This window comes from Actinophytocola xinjiangensis, from assembly GCF_001921215.1.
Taxonomy (GTDB): domain Bacteria; phylum Actinomycetota; class Actinomycetes; order Mycobacteriales; family Pseudonocardiaceae; genus Actinophytocola; species Actinophytocola xinjiangensis.
On sequence record NZ_MSIF01000003.1, the window covers coordinates 463863 to 480757 of the forward strand.

Annotated in this window: 21 protein-coding genes; 9 read left to right on the plus strand and 12 right to left on the minus strand. The window is 72.5% G+C overall.

Annotation, left to right across the window (positions count from 1 at the left end; translation table 11 throughout):
* The first annotated feature begins 28 nt into the window (after positions 1 to 28).
* The gene (locus tag BLA60_RS09870; RefSeq protein WP_342744720.1) at positions 29 to 847 is read left to right on the plus strand and encodes an alpha/beta fold hydrolase; all 819 of its coding nucleotides are present in this window, start codon (positions 29 to 31) and stop codon (positions 845 to 847) included.
* A 4-nt stretch (positions 848 to 851) separates the two neighbouring features.
* On the opposite strand, the gene BLA60_RS09875 is transcribed toward BLA60_RS09870, so the two are convergent.
* Positions 852 to 1304 carry an anthrone oxygenase family protein gene (locus BLA60_RS09875; RefSeq protein WP_075132472.1) on the minus strand — a complete coding sequence of 151 codons (453 nt, stop codon included), beginning with the start codon at positions 1302 to 1304 and terminating at the stop codon, positions 852 to 854.
* Positions 1305 to 1408: 104 nt separating this feature from the next.
* Between BLA60_RS09875 and BLA60_RS09880 the strand changes: the two genes are divergently transcribed.
* Positions 1409 to 1810 (plus strand): hypothetical protein, encoded by a 402-nt coding sequence (locus BLA60_RS09880; RefSeq protein WP_154814241.1) that lies wholly within the window; start codon positions 1409 to 1411, stop codon positions 1808 to 1810.
* A 4-nt stretch (positions 1811 to 1814) separates the two neighbouring features.
* Here the strand turns inward: BLA60_RS09880 and BLA60_RS09885 are convergent, their stop codons facing one another.
* Genes BLA60_RS09885 through BLA60_RS09905 form a run of 5 tightly spaced genes read right to left on the minus strand, consistent with a single transcriptional unit; the run spans position 1815 to position 5794 of the window.
* Entirely contained in the window at positions 1815 to 2549 is a 735-nt protein-coding gene (locus tag BLA60_RS09885; protein ID WP_075132474.1) for an SDR family NAD(P)-dependent oxidoreductase, read from the minus strand.
* Positions 2546 to 3034 carry an aromatic-ring-hydroxylating dioxygenase subunit beta gene (locus BLA60_RS09890; RefSeq protein ID WP_075132475.1) on the minus strand — a complete coding sequence of 163 codons (489 nt, stop codon included), beginning with the start codon at positions 3032 to 3034 and terminating at the stop codon, positions 2546 to 2548. The genes BLA60_RS09885 and BLA60_RS09890 overlap by 4 nt, the downstream gene beginning before the upstream one ends.
* Positions 3027 to 4286 carry an aromatic ring-hydroxylating dioxygenase subunit alpha gene (locus BLA60_RS09895; protein ID WP_075132476.1) on the minus strand — a complete coding sequence of 420 codons (1260 nt, stop codon included), beginning with the start codon at positions 4284 to 4286 and terminating at the stop codon, positions 3027 to 3029. The genes BLA60_RS09890 and BLA60_RS09895 overlap by 8 nt, the downstream gene beginning before the upstream one ends.
* Positions 4283 to 4660: a hypothetical protein gene (locus BLA60_RS09900; RefSeq protein ID WP_075132477.1), complete on the minus strand. Its 378-nt coding sequence runs from the start codon at positions 4658 to 4660 to the stop codon at positions 4283 to 4285. Before BLA60_RS09900 ends, BLA60_RS09895 begins: the two co-directional genes overlap by 4 nt.
* A 24-nt stretch (positions 4661 to 4684) precedes the next feature.
* Positions 4685 to 5794, minus strand: a complete 1110-nt coding sequence (locus BLA60_RS09905; RefSeq protein ID WP_075132478.1) for an acyl-CoA dehydrogenase family protein — start codon at positions 5792 to 5794, stop codon at positions 4685 to 4687.
* Between the two features lie 136 nt (positions 5795 to 5930).
* Between BLA60_RS09905 and BLA60_RS09910 the strand changes: the two genes are divergently transcribed.
* The 3 genes from BLA60_RS09910 to BLA60_RS09920 are packed head-to-tail and all read left to right on the plus strand — an operon-like array spanning position 5931 to position 8853.
* A complete protein-coding gene (locus BLA60_RS09910) occupies positions 5931 to 7409 on the plus strand; it encodes a PAS domain-containing sensor histidine kinase (protein ID WP_075132479.1) in 1479 nt (492 codons plus the stop codon).
* Positions 7406 to 7660, plus strand: a complete 255-nt coding sequence (locus BLA60_RS09915) for a hypothetical protein (protein ID WP_075132480.1) — start codon at positions 7406 to 7408, stop codon at positions 7658 to 7660. Before BLA60_RS09910 ends, BLA60_RS09915 begins: the two co-directional genes overlap by 4 nt.
* Positions 7657 to 8853, plus strand: a complete 1197-nt coding sequence (locus BLA60_RS09920) for an amidase family protein (protein ID WP_075132610.1) — start codon at positions 7657 to 7659, stop codon at positions 8851 to 8853. Before BLA60_RS09915 ends, BLA60_RS09920 begins: the two co-directional genes overlap by 4 nt.
* Here BLA60_RS09920 and BLA60_RS09925 read toward each other — a convergent pair.
* Positions 8843 to 9454 carry a response regulator transcription factor gene (locus tag BLA60_RS09925; RefSeq protein ID WP_075132481.1) on the minus strand — a complete coding sequence of 204 codons (612 nt, stop codon included), beginning with the start codon at positions 9452 to 9454 and terminating at the stop codon, positions 8843 to 8845. The genes BLA60_RS09920 and BLA60_RS09925 overlap by 11 nt on opposite strands.
* Complete coding sequence (locus BLA60_RS09930) at positions 9451 to 10023, minus strand: nuclear transport factor 2 family protein (RefSeq protein ID WP_075132482.1); 573 nt, start codon at positions 10021 to 10023, stop codon at positions 9451 to 9453. Before BLA60_RS09930 ends, BLA60_RS09925 begins: the two co-directional genes overlap by 4 nt.
* A 186-nt stretch (positions 10024 to 10209) precedes the next feature.
* Here BLA60_RS09930 and BLA60_RS09935 point away from each other — a divergent pair, with 186 nt between their 5' ends.
* From BLA60_RS09935 to BLA60_RS09950, 4 genes are all read left to right on the plus strand, one after another.
* The gene (locus BLA60_RS09935) at positions 10210 to 10989 is read left to right on the plus strand and encodes a hypothetical protein (RefSeq protein WP_075132483.1); all 780 of its coding nucleotides are present in this window, start codon (positions 10210 to 10212) and stop codon (positions 10987 to 10989) included.
* Positions 10990 to 10999: 10 nt separating this feature from the next.
* Positions 11000 to 11920, plus strand: a complete 921-nt coding sequence (locus tag BLA60_RS09940) for a hypothetical protein (protein ID WP_075132484.1) — start codon at positions 11000 to 11002, stop codon at positions 11918 to 11920.
* A 117-nt stretch (positions 11921 to 12037) separates the two neighbouring features.
* Complete coding sequence (locus BLA60_RS09945) at positions 12038 to 12568, plus strand: winged helix-turn-helix domain-containing protein (protein ID WP_075132485.1); 531 nt, start codon at positions 12038 to 12040, stop codon at positions 12566 to 12568.
* 42 nt (positions 12569 to 12610) lie between these two features.
* Positions 12611 to 13387, plus strand: coding sequence for an IclR family transcriptional regulator (locus tag BLA60_RS09950; protein ID WP_162292935.1), 777 nt, complete (start codon positions 12611 to 12613; stop codon positions 13385 to 13387).
* Here the strand turns inward: BLA60_RS09950 and BLA60_RS09955 are convergent, their stop codons facing one another.
* The 4 genes from BLA60_RS09955 to BLA60_RS09970 all read right to left on the minus strand — a co-directional run bounded on the left by BLA60_RS09955 (position 13388) and on the right by BLA60_RS09970 (position 16882).
* A complete protein-coding gene (locus BLA60_RS09955) occupies positions 13388 to 13780 on the minus strand; it encodes a rhodanese-like domain-containing protein (protein ID WP_075132486.1) in 393 nt (130 codons plus the stop codon).
* Complete coding sequence (locus tag BLA60_RS09960; protein ID WP_075132487.1) at positions 13777 to 14295, minus strand: cysteine dioxygenase; 519 nt, start codon at positions 14293 to 14295, stop codon at positions 13777 to 13779. The genes BLA60_RS09955 and BLA60_RS09960 overlap by 4 nt, the downstream gene beginning before the upstream one ends.
* Positions 14296 to 14532: 237 nt before the next feature.
* On the minus strand, positions 14533 to 15843 hold the full coding sequence (locus BLA60_RS09965; RefSeq protein WP_154814243.1) for a collagen-binding domain-containing protein: 1311 nt from the start codon (positions 15841 to 15843) through the stop codon (positions 14533 to 14535).
* Positions 15734 to 16882, minus strand: a complete 1149-nt coding sequence (locus tag BLA60_RS09970; RefSeq protein ID WP_075132489.1) for an EamA family transporter — start codon at positions 16880 to 16882, stop codon at positions 15734 to 15736. The genes BLA60_RS09965 and BLA60_RS09970 overlap by 110 nt, the downstream gene beginning before the upstream one ends.
* Positions 16883 to 16895 lie beyond the last annotated feature (13 nt).

Here is a 16895-nt window from a genome sequence, read left to right on the forward strand (position 1 = left end):
CGGCGGTCGACCGGCTAGCGTGCTCACCGTGATCTCCTCTCAGGACGTGCCGATGGGCGACGGGCGGGTGGTCCGCGCCTACGCCAGCGGACCGGCGGGCGACGGGCCGGTCGTGGTGTGGCACCACGGGTCGCCGCAGACCGGGGTGTTGCTGGCGCCGCTGCTGGACGCGGCGGCCGGGCGCGGGATACGGCTGGTGTCGTTCGCGCGGCCCGGGTACGGCGGCTCCACCCGGCGCGCAGGTCGCACCGTGGCGGCGGTGGCCGGCGACGTGTCCCGCGTGGCGGACGCGTTCGGCGTCGGCCGGTACGCGGTGATGGGGGCGTCCGGCGGTGGGCCACACGCGCTCGGCTGCGCCGCCGCCGACCACGAACGGGTGACGGCAGCGGTGTCCCTGGCCGGGCTGGCGCCGTTCACCGACGAGTTCGACTGGTTCGGCGGCATGGTCGGCCACGGCGGCCTGCTGGCCGCGACCAAGGGCGCCGAGGCCAGGTTCCGCCACGCCGACTCCGCCGAGTTCGACGAGAACAGCTTCACCGACGCCGACCGCTCGGCCCTCGCCGGCGAGTGGGCGGCGCTGGGCACCGACGCGCAACTGGCCGGTGACGACGTCGAGGGCCACGTCGACGACGACCTGGCGTTCGTGACACCGTGGGGTTTCGACATCTCGGCGGTCACCGCCCCGACCCTGGTGGTGCAGGGCGGCCAGGACCGCGTCGTCCCGCCGGCCCACGCCACCTGGCTGACCGAGCACCTCCCCCGGGCCACGCTGTGGCGACGGCCGCCGGACGGCCACGTCTCGGTCCTGCGCGCGGTCGGCGAGGCGCTCGACTGGCTGCCCCGCTGAGTTCCTACTGGGCCACCGCCCCCACGATGCAGCCGAACGCGGCGAGGCCGAGGATCGTACGACCGTAGTGGAACCGTCGCCACACGACCCGAAGCCGCGCGGCGCCCTCGGGCGTGTCCCCCTCCGCCCGGCGCCGGAACCGCGCGTTGATCGGCTCGGCGACGACCAGCGAACTCACGATGATCACCCCGAGCAGCACCACCGCGACCCAGGTCAGCGTGGCCGGGCGACCCACGCTGTTGAGCGCGTACAACAACGCCCCGACGCAGGTCAACGCGCCCAGGATCGGCAACATCGGATCAACCCTGGCCAACGAACGACGAAAGTCGACGGCGTACTGGTCGACCGGCATCCGCCGCCACAGACTCGTCCGCTCAACGGCCACCACGAGGATGCCCCCCGCGAACAGACCACCGGCGGCGAGCATCAGCCAGGAACCGAGCAGGACCAGCGTCATAGGTCCATCGAACGGGGCATCTCGGGCGCCGGCAACGATCCTCGGCCAGGGTTCCAGACCTTCTCGACCAGGCCACGGGCCCACCCCGTAGCTATCCTGGCCCGATGGTGGACAGCCCGTTCGCTTGGCCCGAGGTGACCTCGGCGGCGGTGATCGCGGTACCGGTGTTGTTGGTCGCACTGTTGGTGGTCGCTGTCGGCAGCCGAAAACGCCTGCTGGCGGCACAGCGAGAACAACGCGACGAACTGACCCGCCTCCGCCAGGACCTGGCACGGCTGTCTCCTGGCCCGTCGCGGGTACCCCGAATCGGGGCCGAGGACCCGGTGTTCCAGATCGGCGAACGCGTCGCGATCGTGGACGGGCCGCACAGCGGGGACCAGGGGACGGTGGTGGACACGCCGGAGTGGGTCCGGCAGGGGTTCGTCTGTGTGGAGCTGGTTCGGGAGCGGGGGCGCAGGTTCATGCCGGTCGCCAAACTGTCTCGTTTGGACGAACCGGTCGGCTGATCCGCTAACGCATGTGCAGGCCGCCGTTGGCGTCCCAGCAGACACCGGTGATGGTGGCGGCGTGGGGGGAGGCCAGCAGGGCGACCATGTGGGCGATGAGGGTGGGGTCGCCCAGTGTGCCAAGCGGGATTCGGCTGGTGAAGGAATCCAGGTTGTCCTCGCCGATGATGGCGCGGACCATGGGGGTGTCCTGGGGGCCCGGGGAGATGGCGTTGACCGTGACGCCGTACGGGGCCAGTTCCCTGGCGAAGACCTTGGTGGCGGCCAGCACCGCTCCCTTGGACGCGGCGTAGTGACCGCCGGTCGCGGTGCCGCCGTTCTGGCCGGCGAGCGACGCGAGGTTGATGATGCGGCCACCGCCCTGGGCGGCCAGGTGGGCGCCGAAGATCTGGGAGGCGTAGAAGGTTCCGGACAGGTTCACGGCCATCACGTCGTCCAGGTCCTCCTGGGTGATGTCCATCAACGGTTTCGCCTGGGTGCGGGCGGCGTTGTTGACCAGCACGTGAACGGCGCCGAAGTCGGTGAGGACGGCCGACAGGAGGGCCTTGAGGGCCTCGCGGTCGCGGACGTCCACGGGGTACCCGCGGGCGTTCGGGCCCAGCTCGGCGGCCAGGGTCGCCGCTCTGGCACTGTCCACATCGGCCACCGCCACCCGGTGGCCCTCGGTGTGGAGGTGGCGGACGATGACCTCGCCCAGGCCGTTGGCGCCGCCGGTGACCACGGCCACTCGGGGGGTCACAGGAGGAATCCCGCCGCCGGGACGGGGGCGTCGCTGTTGATCAGCTGGATCACCTTCCTGGTGATGCGGTCCGCGTCCGGGCCCTCGGGGGACAGCCGGATGTGGTGGGTGACGTCGGCGGCCCACAGGTCGTGGCGGGATCGCTTGTAGGCCACCAGGATCTGGGCCGAGCGCAGCACGACCCCGGTGTCGGACACCGACTCCGGGACGAAGCGGGACACCGTTCGCACCGTGCGTGCGGCGTCGACCGCCGCTATCGCGTAGCCCTCGGTCAGCCGGCTCACCCTCAGGCGGCGCATCCGCGCGTCGTCGTAGACCATGTTGAGGGTGTTGGCGTGGTCGGTGGTGTCCGGGTCGATCGGGATGACGTAGAGGGCCTCCTCGGTGTAGAGGGCGTTCCAGCTCTCGTACTCGCGGCGGTCCAGCAACTCGGCCTCGCGCCAGGTCAGGGCGATCGCCCTCGACACCCTGGGGTCCTCACTCATCGGACATCAGCTGCTTCCACATGCGGTACGACGCGCGCATCCCCGTCTCGTCGGTGACGTGGGACGTTGGCCAGCCCTCGCCGTCGCGGGACTCGCGGGACAGGCCACGGTTGACCATGATCGGCAGGTCCGGAACGGCCTGGGCGCCGCGCTGGACGCGGTCCCAGCCCTCGGCGTCGTCGGGGGTGCCGAACCCGAAGGGGCCCTGGAAGTGTTCGTGGATGCGCAGGCGTTCGCGGTTGAGGGCGTCCAGCTCCGGCGGGCCGTCCGGGCCGATCGCGATGTGCTCCACCACCGTCTCGTCGACGGCGACCGGGCGCAGGACACGGAAGAACGAGCCGGACATCGCCACGTTGGGGAACAGGTTGAGGTTGAAACCCGTGCCGTGCACGGAACGGACCAGCCGGCGGACCTCGTCGTCGGGGAAGGTCCGCGACAGGTCCTCGACGAGCGGCGCGAACCGGGCGGGCAGCGGCTCGGTGCCGTCGTCGACCGCCAGGTCGGAGCGGTCGGGCACCATGCGCATGACGCTGTGGCCGTTGCCGAGGTCGTGGGTGACCGCGTCCTGATCAGTCATGAACGACATCATGTTCGCCGTCTCGGCGTCCACCGACGCCATCCACGATCGGTGCACGATCGGGAAATGGTAACCGTCGGTGGTGTTCTCCAGCTGGATCTTCCAGTTCCCCCGGTAGGTGAACCGGTGACGGCCGAGGACCTTGATCGGGAACCCACCGCCCTGGAGCATGAACCGGTCGATCCACCCGGCCGCGTCGCCGAGGAACTCGCGCAGCGGCACGGCACCGGGGTCGAAGGTCGCGAAGATCATCCCGCCGTGGGACTCGGTGCGCAGCGTCACCAGCGGCAGGTCGGCCTTCTCCAGCACACCCTCGTAGCCCGTCGGGTACGGCACGCCGCGCAATGTTCCGTCCAGGCCGTAGGACCAGGCGTGGTACGGACAGGTGAAGCCGTTGGCCCGACCGTTCTGCCGCTCGCACAGGCTCGCGCCCCGGTGCCGGCAGCGGTTCACCAGCGTGTGCAGGTCCCCGGCCCGGTCCCGGGTGACGATCACCGGCTGGGTGCCGACGTGGGTCGAGCGGAACGTACCGGGGCCGGGCAGCTCGCTCTCGTGCGCCACCCAGACCCAGGTCCGTTCGAAGATCCTGGTCAGCTCCCCGGCGAAGATCGCCGGGTCGGTGTAGAGGCTCCCGGCGACCCGGTCGCCGGACACCAGCTCACCCGGCCAGGTCATGGCGCGGTCCCGGGCAGGGTGACGTCCTCACGGACGGTGAGAGCACGGCCGATGCGGGCCTCGATCTTGGCGAAGCGCCACAGCTTCACCTCGGTGTCACCAACCTGGGTGGTGCGGAACAGGTTGCAGGCGGCCTTGACGGTCTCCTGGGTGTCGACGTCGGCCAGCAGGTAGCAGGTCCACGGCCAGCCGTCGGACGGGCCGACCATGTGCGAGTCGTCGTCCATGTCACCGATGAACTCCACCCCGGGCAGCGCCTTGAGCTGGTCCATCATCGAGACGAACGCCTGCCACACGTGACCGGTGGTGATGCCGCCGGCGGGCAGGTCGAAGAAGTTCTGGTTGATGCCGATGCAGAACAGCACCCGGAGCATGCGGTCTCCTCACGAAAGAGCGGGTCAGCGGAAACCGGGCGAGGTGGGCGGCAGGCCCATCAGCACCGCGCCGGCCGAGTCGTACATCTGCGGGCCGAGGAACGCGTGCTGCTTGGGCACCAGCGCGTCACCCAGCAGCCGCTGCAACGGGTGCTGGGTGAAGATCGGCGCGGTACCCGAGATCTCGACCAGCCGGCCGACCACGTCCGATGACGTCCTCGCCAGGTGCGCCGAGGCCAGCCGCAGGTGGGCGTTGCTCTCGTCGCTGACCGGGTCGCCGGCCAGCACGGTCTCCCACGCCTGCCCGGTGACCTCGTAGAACCAGGCGCGCGCCGAGCGCAGCGACGCCTCCGCGGCGGCGATCTCGGCGCGGTAGTAGGGCCGGTCGGCCAGCTTGGGCGCGCCGGTGACCCCGGCGTAGCCGGCCCCGACCTCCTCGGCGTGGTCCAGCGCCGCCCGCGCGACCCCGGCGCCGACGACCGCCAGCACCTGGGAGGCGTAGGCCAGCGCCGGGTAGCGGTAGAGCGGCTCGTCGATCGTCGGCTCGCCGCCACGGATGAACGTCCACTCGCGGGCCACCTCGACGTCCCGCACGACCAGGTCGAACGAGCCGGTGCCGCGCATGCCGACGACGTCCCAGTCGCGAACGATCTCGACCTGGTCGGGCGGCAGCACCGCGGTCCTCGGCTTGCCGGCGCTGGACTCGTCGCCGCCGATGCCCACACCGAGCAGGTCCGCCGCGACACAGCCGCTGGCGAACTTCCAGTGGCCGTTGACCAGGTACCCGCGCTCGGTCGGCGTGGCCGGCTGGACCGGGAACAGGCCGCCGGCGAACACCACGTCCGGCCCGTCGCGGTACATCGTCGCCTGGGTCTCCCGCGGCAGGGCAGCCAGGTAGACCAGCGAGGAGCCGAAGCTGGCGACCCAGCCGGTCGAGCCGTCGACCACCGAGATCCGCTCGATCATGTCCAGGAAGGTGGCGGGTGGCAGCGGGTCGCCGCCGAACTTCGCGGGCGTCGACGCCCGGTAGATCCCGAGTTCCTTCAGCCGGTCGACGAAGTCCCTCGGCACGTGTCGCTGCTCGTTGAACTCCCCCCGTCGCTGCTTGAGCTCGGCCAGCACGTCGTCGAACATCTCTGCTCCTCGTCGGTCCCGGGGCGGCCCCCGACGCTACGAAGACCTTACGGAAAAGCGAATCGGTACTGTCCGCCCGCCGCGTAGTGGATTTCTTCAGTACGCGCCACCCCCACCCCGCCCCTACCCTGACGAGGTGCAGGTCGACCCGCGCGCGCCGGAACTCACCACGGACGACTTCGTGGCGATGATGAACGCCACCCGCCTGTGCGTGCTGCTGCACGACGCGGTCACCAAGAAGATCCTGTGGGCCAACCCGGCGGCCTGCGAGATGCTCGGCTGGAGCGTCACCGAGCTGCGCCCACTCAAGGCCAACGACATGAGCAGCTCCGCCCAGCAGTACAGCCGGGTCATCGGGCGGGCGTGGCTGCAGGAGGCCGTGGAGAAGGGCGCCAGCCGCATCGAGTGGCACTACCGCAGCAAGGCCGGCCGGGTCATCCCGACCGACGCGCTGGCCGTGCGGGTCGAGCTGGCCCACGGCCCGGCGGTGATGGTCCAGTTCCGTGACATCGAGCGGGAACAGGAGATCGAGCACGAGCTGGCGATGACCACCTCCTACGTCGACGCGCTCGCCAGGCACACCTCGACCGTGGCGCTGATGCTCGACGCGGCCGGCGAGCTGCGGTTCGCGACCGACACCGCCGTCGAGCTGATCGGCGCGACGCTCAACGAGCCGCTGGGGCGGCTGACCGACCTCGGCCGGCTGCGGTTGGCCGGCCGGCCCGCGACCTGGCCACAGGTGCTCGCGCTGGCGGCGCCGGTGACCGCCGTGCAGTTGGAGATCCCGCGCGCCGACGGTGACCCGGTGTGGCTGGAGGGCAGTCTGGAACGGCTCACCGAACCGGACGGCGACGCGCTGCTGATGATCCTGCACGACGTGTCCGACCGGGTGCAGGACTCCGTGCGCCGCGAACGCGAGCTGCACCAGGAGAACTACCTGGCCCGCTACACGGCGATGGGCGACATGGCGATGGCGATCGCCCACGAGCTCGGCCAGCCGCTGTCGGCCGCCGGGAACTACCTGGCCGGGGTGCGCACCCGGGCCGGGGCGCTGGCGGGAGCGGACGACCTGGCCCACGGTCTGGACAGCGCGGTCCGCCAGATCGAGCGGGCCAGCACGATCGTCGACTCGGTGCGCGCGTTCGTCGGGCACCTGGAGCACGTGCGGCAGGTCGTCGACCTCAACGAGGTGGTCGAGGAGTGCCTGTACTTCGTGCGGCTGCGGGCGGCTCCGCTGCGGGTCAGGGTGGTGGCGCGGCTGCACCCGGGGGCGGTGGCGGTGCGCTGCGAGCGGGTGCTCACCGGCCAGGTGGTGCTCAACCTGTGCTTCAACGCGATCGACGAGCTGGCGGTGTGCGACCCGCGGCGCCGGGAGCTGACCATCACCACCTCGCGTGAGCCCGACGCCGGGGTGCTCACGGTCGACGACCGGGGGCGGGGCCTGTCGCACGACCCGTTCGCCGAGTCGTTCACCGCCAAGGAACACGGCAGCGGCATCGGGCTGGCGTTGAGCTACCGGATCATCACCCGCCAGCACGGCCGGATCTGGGCCGGGCGGCGCGAGGAGGGCGGCTCGCGGTTCGGCTTCGCGCTGCCGCTCGCGGAGGGACCGTGAGAACCATCCTGACCTGCTACAACGACACCCACGGGTACGGGTGGCGGCACGTGGACCTGTTCGTCTACGACGCGGCCGGGCACGAGGTGGACTGGGTCCACTGGGAGGTCGGCGCGGACGGACCGGAGGCGGCGGACGCGGTCACCGCCGAGGTGGAGCCGCTGCTGCGGCGGACCTCTCCGTGGCGGCACGGGGTCAGCGCCAGCGGCATGGACTACTGGGAGGCGGACGCGGAGTGGGTGGCGGCATGACCGACCTGTGGCGGCCGTGGCCGTTACGCGAAACCGAGAACGCGCTGGTCAGGTCGCGGACGCGGATCGCGGGGACCGAGGCGCGGCTGCGGGCGTGGGTGGAGCACGCGCCGGCCGCCGGGATCGCGCGGGGCGTTCCGCTTGGCGTCAAGGACATCGTCGACGTCGCCGGGCTGGCGACGCGCTGCGGCACGCCGCTGCGGGCCGATGCCGCGCCGGCCGAGGCCGACGCGGCGATCGTGGCGGCGTGGCGGCGGGCGGGGGCGGTGCCCGTCGGCAAGACCGTGACCACCGAGTTCGCGTACTTCTCCCCCGGCCCGACCCGCAACCCGGCCGCGCCAGGGCACACCCCCGGCGGGTCCTCCAGCGGCTCGGCGGCCGCGGTGGCGTCCGGGCAGGTGCCGCTGGCGACCGGGTCGCAGACCGCCGGGTCGGTCACCCGGCCGGCGGCGTTCTGCGGTGTGGCGTCGCTGGTGCTCAGCCACGGCCGGTTCCCGATGGACGGGGTCGTCGGCCTGAGCCCGAGCCTGGACAGCCACGGGGTGTTCGCCGCCGGGGTGGACGACCTGGCGCTGGCCTGGTCGATGCTGTCCGGCGAGCCCCCTCCGGCGCAGGGCCCGCCCCGGCTGCTGGTGTGGACGGCCGGGCCGCTGGGGGTCGTGCACCCGGCGATGGCCGGGGCGCTGGCCGCCGCGCGGACCCGGCTGGCCGAGGCCGGTGCCGTGGTCGACGACTTCGGCGAGGAGGACCTGGTCGCCGCGCTGGCGACGGCGCACCCGGTGGTGATGGCCTACGAGGCCGCCCGGGAACGGGCCGCCGAACTCGCGGTCGCCGACCGGCTCAGCGAGCAGCTCGCCGGGCTGCTGCGCACCGGCGCCGCGACCACCGACGACGAGTACCGGGCGGCGCGGACGGTGATCGCCGACGCCGCGCCGAGGATCGCCGGGCTGCTGGCCGGCTACGACGCCGTGCTGGGACCGGCCGCGCCCGGCCCGGCGCCGGCGGGGCTGACCGCCACCGGGGACCCGGTGCTGAGCCGGCCGTGGCAGGCGCTCGGGTTGCCGGCGGTCGGGGTTCCCGGCGCGCGCGACGCGGCCGGGCTGCCGCTGGGGTTGCAGCTCGTCGGGCCGGCGCGCGGGGAGGCCGGCCTGCTGGCCACCGGGTGCTGGGTGGCGGAGGCCCTCAGACCGTGATGCGGTGCAGCAGGATGTCGCGCACCAGCGTGCCGAGGCTCTCGGCGTCGGTCTTGGCCTTGATCCGGGCGCGGTGCACGTCGATGGTGCGCACGCTCGCGCCGAGCCGGCGGGCGATGAGCTGGCTGGGCTGACCGTCCACCACCAGCGCCAGCACCTCGCGTTCGCGCTGGGTCAGTGACTCGACGCGCAGCAGGACCTCGCGGCGGCGGGCGTGGTCGGCGAAGCGGCGGCGGGCCCGCTCCAGCTGGGCCTGGACGACGTCGATCATCCGCTGCGGCTGGTAGGGCTTCTCCAGGAAGTCGACCGCGCCGTGGGTCATCGCCCGCACCGACATGGGGATGTCGCCGTGCGCCGAGCAGAACACCACCGGCGCCGGGTAGTCCAGCTCGATCAGCCGCTCCTGGAGCTGGAAACCGCTGACCCCCGGCATGCGCACGTCGACGATCACCACGGCCGGCTCGGCGGGGTCGAACTCGGCGAGGAAGGTCGGCGCGTCCGGGTAGGTGAGGGCGGCCACGCCGACACTGTCCAACAGGAACACCAGCGACTGCCGCAGGTCCTCGTCGTCGTCGACGATGTGCACCACCGGGTCGGTCATGGCCCCATCAACACCGAGGTGGACGGGACGTGGCTGGGCCACCTCGGCGGCAGCGGCGCGACGAGCACGTTCTCCGTGCGGGTACGGGTGATCCGCCAGGTGTCGCCGACCGCGCGGAAGGTGTTGCACAGGCGGCTCGACCGCAGCACCCCGGTGCCGTCGGCGAACAGCCACGGTTGCATGTGGACCCACTGCCCGGTCGCCCGGTCGCCGTCGACGTGGATCTGCTCGGCGGTGAGGTAGTGGACGTTGAGCACCAGCGCGGGGTCCCGCTCGGTGCTCCAGAACGCCGCGAAGTGCTCACGGATCGCCGCCGCGCCCTCGGCCCGGCCGAACTGCCCGTCGTAGTACTCCCCCACGCCCTCCCAGACGGCGTCCTCGGTGTACAGCTCCATGATCAGGTCGACGCGGTGCTCGTCGTCCCGGACACCGAACTCGGGGCACGGTGTGTCGCACAGGAACATGTAGCGGGCCTGCACGCGGCGGATCTCGGCCTCCGCCTCCAGGACCGCGATCCGGCTGGCCAGCGCGGCGAACTCCCTGGTCCGGCGCGGCGAACGGAACCTCATGGGCAGACCCTACGCCCCGCCAACTTCCTCCTATCGGGTGTAACCGGGCCAGTCGATCACGCGCTACTGTCGCGGAGGGGAACAGGAATTCAGGGGAGTACGACCCTGCGGTATCTCCCGGGAACGCGATGACCGGGATGTGATCGGGTTGGTTCGTCCGGGAACGGCCTCGGCCGGGGTCGCGTCGTGAACATCGCGACGCTGGAGACACGCGTACGGTTCGACCGGTCGCTCGCGCCCGGCTCCGACCACGAGCACCGCACCCTCGACCAGGTGCAGGACGTCATCGGACGGCTGGCCCCGGCCTGGTCGGTCGGCGCCCGGGTCTGTGGGACCGCCGACCACACCCCGGTCCGTCTGGAGGACCCGGGCAGTCTCGCGGCGATCGTCGAGTCCAGGACGCGAGCGGACTTCGGGTTCCACGACGGCGCGGTGGAGCTGCGCGGCGCGACCCGCGAGATCGTCGTGCATGTCCGGGTCCACGACCACCCGGTGCGCGCCGTCGACGGCCGGCTGCCCATGCCCAACGGCGTCACCATCCAGTTCCCCCGCCGGTGCGTGGAAGGCCGGCGGGCCACCGAGTTCGCGCTGGACCTGCTGCACGGGCTGACCGCGACCCGGCCGCTGTGGGGGGCGGTGCACACCGACGAGGAGTACACCGCCCGGGGCGGTGAGCCGGACTTCGGCCGCTGCCTGCCCGGCCTGTTCGCGGTGAACTACCTCGACGAACGCTACGTCGACCTGGTCGGCGCCGACCGGTTCGGGGGGCTGGAGGGTCTGCGGTGGACCGAGTCCGGGCTGGTCCTGCCGGTCGCCGACCCGATCCGCTGGGAGACGTGCGCCGGCAGCTACGAGTCGGTGTTCGACGCACTGGGCCGGTCGTTGTTCTTCGACCCCGCCCGGCCCGACGCCCCGACGATCGCTCCTGTGTGGAAACGGCCCAACTCGCGGTCCGGGCGGCACTAGGCTGCGCGGAATGGACGACAGGACCATTCTCGACGTCATCGACGAGGAGCGGCTGGACGCGTTCGTCGACGCGGTGAACGAGGGCCTCGGCCAGTTCGGCGCCGACAACCAGGACGTGTTCGACGCCGTCGACCTGGCCGCCGGCTCGCCGTACGTCGAAGTGCTGACCTTCCCCACCCTGCCGCTGGCGCTGGCCTGCGTCGACCGGCCGGAGTCGGAGTGGGAGGACATCTGCCGCCAGCTCGTCCACGCCTGGGTCGACGGCACCGACCAGCGCGCGTGGATGACCGCCCAGCCCTTCGCCGAGGTCGCCGGCCTGCTGCGGCCGTGGCTGTCCCACAAACGCAAGGTCACCTTCCAGGGCGACCCCGACGGGCCAGAGCAGCCCTGGAGCGAGGAGCTGCTTCCCGGCTGCTGGCTGAGCCTGTTCCTGGACGCGCCGAGCGCGTCGCCGGAGTTCCCGGAGTACCCGGAGTTCGTACCCAACAAGGCGGTCGCGGCCTGGGGCGTGTCCTACGAGCAACTGCTGGACGCCACCCGCGACCGGCTGCGCACCCAGCCGCGTCCGCAGTGGCGCTCCGCGCGCTACCCGCACCCCGAGCAGGGCTACGAGATCGAGATGTACTCCCTGACGGAGCCGGAGGAGGCCGACCCGGTCGCGGCCGCCTGGCAGCTGGTGCTGGCCGAGGTCGCGCCGAAACCGCTGGTGCCGGACACGCTCATCGCCTCCCCTGTCCGGGACGTGCTGATGCTGTCCTACCCGGACCCCGAGCTGACCATCGAGCAACGGCGCGCGGTGTTCGACGGCTGGGCCGACCGCCTGTGGGGCGAGGAGGACCACACCGGCCGCCGCGTCCAGGGCTGGACGCTGCGGGTCGACCCCGACGACCACTGGCGCGTCATGGACGACGCTCACCAGCCGCCGGCGTGACCGCCGAACGGTGGTCCGAGACGCCCGCATCCTGACACAGACCCGCCACCATGTGGCAAGTGCTCCCACATCGCGGATCTCGTTGACAGCGTTCGGGGATCCCGGTGCGATGGAACCGTGCGCCCGACCACCCTCCTGCCAGGCACCACCCTGGTCGTCCAGCTGAGCATCGACCTGCCGGCCACCCCGGACGGGTTGAGCGCACTGGCCGACGTGCTGCACACCGTCAGCGCGTTACCCGGCGCGGCGGTCTCCCCCGCGCCACCGCACCTCCCCCCGCAGTCCACACAGGACATACCGGCGTCCAGGGACGGGTGGCTGCATATCCGGCCCAGCTCCCGGACGGTCCTGCGCGACGGCGAACCGCTGGACCTGACCCGCCTCGAGTACGACCTGCTGGAGTTCCTGGCCGCCCGACCCAACCAGGTGCACCGCCGGGGCGCGCTGATGACGCAGGTGTGGGGCGTGGCCGAGGTACGCGGCAGCCGCACGGTCGACGTGCACGTCCGGCGGCTGCGCGACAAGCTCGGGCCGTACCGGTCGGTCATCGCGACCGTCCGGGGCGTCGGCTACCGGTTCGACGAGACCCATCCGGTCATCCTGGATCCCGGACCCTCCACAGTGGAGCGCCGGCGGACGGGTCACTGACGGTCCCGACCGGCCGGTCGCCGTGTGTGCGAGGATTCCGGCGTGACCGACGCGCCCTCACCGCCGCCGCGCTCCGGCGCCCAGAGTGTCGAACGCGCCCTGAGCGTGCTGCGCTGCGTCGAGGGCGAGGACGACGGGGTGGGGGTCACCGAACTCGCCCAGCGGACCGGGCTCACCCCGAGCACCGCGCACCGGCTGGCCCGCGCGCTCACCGAGGCCGGCGTGCTCTCCCAGGACCCGAGGACCGAGCGCTACCAGCTGGGTCCGGCGCTGGTCGTACTGGGCCGCAAGGCCGAGCAGCGCCTGGGCTACCGGCAGGCGCTGCCGCTGCTGGAGGAGCTGGCGGAGGCCACCGGCGAGTCGATCAACCTCGGTATCCGGGCGGGCGACGAGGTCCGGGTGGTGCTCGACGTGGCGTCGCGCCAGCCGCTGCGGTTCTCCCAGGAGGCCGGCAGCCGGGTGCCGATGCACGTGTCGGCCATGGGCAAGTGCCTGCTCGCCAACAGCGGCGACATCGACGGGCAGATCACCGAGCTCGGCGACCTCGTCCGGGCGACCCACCGCACGATCACCGACCGGGACCAGCTGCGCGCGGAACTGGAGCTGGTGCGCGAACGCGGCTGGGCGCTCAACGACGAGGAACGCAACCCCGGGGTCCGGGCGATCGCCGCCCCCGTGCTGCGGCCGGGCGGCGGCGTGATCGGCGCGGTCGCGATCCAGGGCCCGACCGTGCGGGTCACCGACGACCGGCTGCCGGAGCTGGCCGAGCTGCTGGACAAGGCCACCCACCGGATCGCGGCGCTGCTCGACGCCCGGTGATCAGGTGATCGCCAGTGATCCGCCCCTGATCACCGGCAGGCCGGCCTGCTTCCACGCGCGGAACCCGCCGATCAGGTCGGTCGCCAGCGGCAGGCCGAGCGAGCGCAGGTCGCGGGCGGCGAGGCTGGAGGCGTAGCCCTCGTTGCAGAACACGATCACCTGGTCGTCGGCCGACACCTCGGGGACGCGGTCCGGGCCGTCCGGGTCAAGGCGCCACTCCAGCACGATCCGCTCGATCACCAGCGCGCCCGGGATCTCGCCCTCGGCCAGCCGGTTGTGGTAAGGGCGGATGTCCACCAGCAGCGCGCCCCGGCGCTGGAGCGTCACCGCGTCGTGCACGTAGACCCGGTCCAGCTCGGCGCGGGCGGTGGCGAGCAGTCCCTGGACGTTCACGTCGTCGCTCCGTTCAGGTCGGCCAGGCTCCGGTACTCGCGGGTGGGGACCAGCGGCGGCGAGTACGCGTGCACGCTCAGCGCCGCCTCGATCCCGGTGTTGGCCACGACGTGCGCGCGGCCGGCGCCGAACGCGACCGTCTCCCCGGTCCGCCGCTCCCCGCGCTGGACGGTGCCGCGCGGGTAGCGGAAGGTCTCGGTCAGGGTTCCGCGCAGCACGGTGAACGAGCCGGAGGCCCCGCCGTGGTCGTGCGGGCGGGTGGCCTGGCCGGGCAGCCACGACAGCAGCCACAGTTCGACGCCGCCGGTCAGTGCGAGCCTGGCCCACCAGCGCTGGTCGGAGCGGTAGCGGGCGGTGACCAGCAGGGCGGTGGTCAGCTCGCCGGCGACCTGGCCGGTGAGCGAGCGCAGCTGTCCGGCCGACCAGAGCTCACGCTCGGGGTGCAGCAGGGCACGCAGTTCTGGCAGGTCCACCTCGGCGAGGACCTCGGGCACATCGACGAGCGACGACGTCACGGTTTGCTCCTGGTTCCACGAATCGACACGACCGGCACGGCCCCTCAGCGGGGCGGGCGGCGGCGACAGGTGGACGAGGAGACCAGCAGCAGGTCGACCGTGCGGTCTCGCCAGGTGTGGACGGATCGGGACACGCCCAGATCGTGGCACCGGCCGGACCACGACCGCATCCGCGTTCACAATGTGGGAAGATCTACCACATTGCGACGACGGAGCGGTAGTGGTCCGGCGCGGTGATCAGCGGGCCGGACGTCGGCGGGTGCGCCGGGCGACCGCGAACAGGACACCGCCCACGACCGTCAGACCGGCGCCACCGACGACCAGCAACCCGGCCGGGAACCCGGTCTGGGCGAGCCCGGGGCCGGGCGGCGGCGCGGTACTCGTGGTGGTCACGGGCCCGGTTGTGGTGGGCTCAGTTGTCGTGGGCTCGCTTGTGGTGGGTTCAGTTGTGGTGGGTTCAGTTGTGGTGGGCTCGGTTGTCGTGGTCGGCCCGGTCGTCGTTGTGGTCGTGGTCGTCGTGGGGGGCGTGCCGCAGGGGGTGACGGTGCCCTCGAAGGGGGCGTCGTGGATCTCGCCGCCGTCGACGTCCGGGCCACCGGCGACCACGCTGCCGCCGTGCTGGAGTTCGCGGACGACGACGTTGCCCTCGATGTTGCCGACGGACAGGTCGACGAGCCGGGCGTCGGGCGCGTAGACGGTGCCCCACACGGTGTCGGACTCGGTCACCGGCAGGGTGACCGTGCCGGCGGAGGCGAGGTTCCACAGGATGTACCGAGCGTTGGCGTTGCCCTGGAAGCCGAGCTGGGGCATCTGCCAGTCGTAGCTGCCCTGGTCGGGGACGTTGACCACCAGGGTGGCCTCGCCGAGCGGCGCGCTGCCGGCGGCGAGGTTGAGGTTGGGCACGCTCGCCAGTTGGGCGGCGGTGGCGTTGACGACGTTCTGCCCGGGCCGCAGGCGGATCGTGGCGTTGCCGGCGCCGGGCCATGGCCCGTCGCCGTTCTGGTCGAGCAGTTCGATCGTGTTCGCGCACTGGGCGATCTCGCCGGCGAGCTCGCGGTAGAGCGCGAACAGGCCCGGCACGTCGAACCCGGCGTCGCGGGCCATCGACTCCGCTGACTGCGCCCGCTCGACCTCGATCGCCGGCCGGGCGTTCTGGTCGCCACCCGGCGGGACGACGTAGGTGATCCCACCACCTTCCACGACGGTCGCCCCGGCGAGCCCGGCGAAGTACCCGTTGGTGTTCTGGGTCACCTCCAGGGTCTGCTGACCGCCGGTCGAGCCGGCGAAGTCGATCGCGCCGAGCACCACCAGGCCGGCCGGGGCGTCCTCGCCCGGGACGGTGTACGGGGTCGACTTGGGCGCCACGTTGTAGCCGTCCCAGCTGACGTCGCCGCCGACGAGCACGGTGCCCTCCGCCTCGTGGCGGTAGAGCTGGCCGTCACCCTCGACGAGGACCAGGAAGTGGTGGCTCGGGTCGACGTCGGCGTCGGTCGGTGAGACGGGGCGGACCGGGTTCACCGGTACGCCGGGCGTCGCCTGGGCCGACATGACCAGTCCTACGCAGATCGCGAGCAGCCCCGACAGGGCTGTCGCCGCGCCGCTCGCCGCCAGTGTCCGACCTGTCCGCACGCTCCGGTGGTTCGCCATGTTCTCGAAACCTAGAAGCGGTGCCGCGACGCCACGGGAGGCCACGCCGTCGTTCACTCGATCGAGGCGCCGACCGTCCCAACAGGACACCGGCGAGGACCAGGGCCAGCCCGGAGAGCTGGCGTCCGGTGAGCGCCTCGGCGGCGATGGCGGTGCCCAGCAGCACCCCGGTGACCGGGTTGAGCAGGCCGACCAGCCCGACGGTTCCGGTCTGGAGGTGGCGCAGGCCGGCGAACCAGGCAACGAAGGCGAGCGCGGTGGCGATCACGGCGACGTAGGCGAACGCGGCGACGGCCGGGGCGTCCAGCGCCGGCGGCGCACCCTCGACGAGCACGGCGAAGGGCACCAGCACGAGCCCGCCCGCGACCAGCTGCCAGGACGTGGAGGCGAGCACGCCGACGCCGCCGCCATCGCCGCCGCCATCGCCGCCGCGCTCGCGGCCCCAGCGTTCGGCCAGCAGGTAGCCGAAGGAGGACATGACCATCGCGCCGGCCGAGGCCAGCACGCCGCCGAGGTCGACGGTGCCGGTGCCGGCCAGCAGCATCAGCGCCACCCCGGCGATGCCCAGGCCGGCGCCGGCCAGGTGGCGCACCGGCGGTGGGTCGCCGAGCAGCAGCCAGGCGAACAGCATCATCACCACCGGCGAGGTCGCCATCACCGTCGAGGCGACACTGCTGGGAAGTTGTTGCGCGGCAACGTAGACGAGGACGAAGAAGGCGCCGACGTTGAGCGTGCCGAGCACCAGCGAGCGCCACCACCACACGCCCCGGGGCAGCCGCCGGCACACGGCGAGCAGCAGCAGGCCGGCCGGCAGGGCGCGGATCAGCGCGCCCCACAGCGGGTGGCCGGCCGGCAGGAACGCGTGGGTCACGTAGTAGGTGGAGCCCCAGGCGACGGGCGCGATCGCGGTGACCAGCACCCAGCGCGGGTTGGCTTCCATGGAAGACATTATA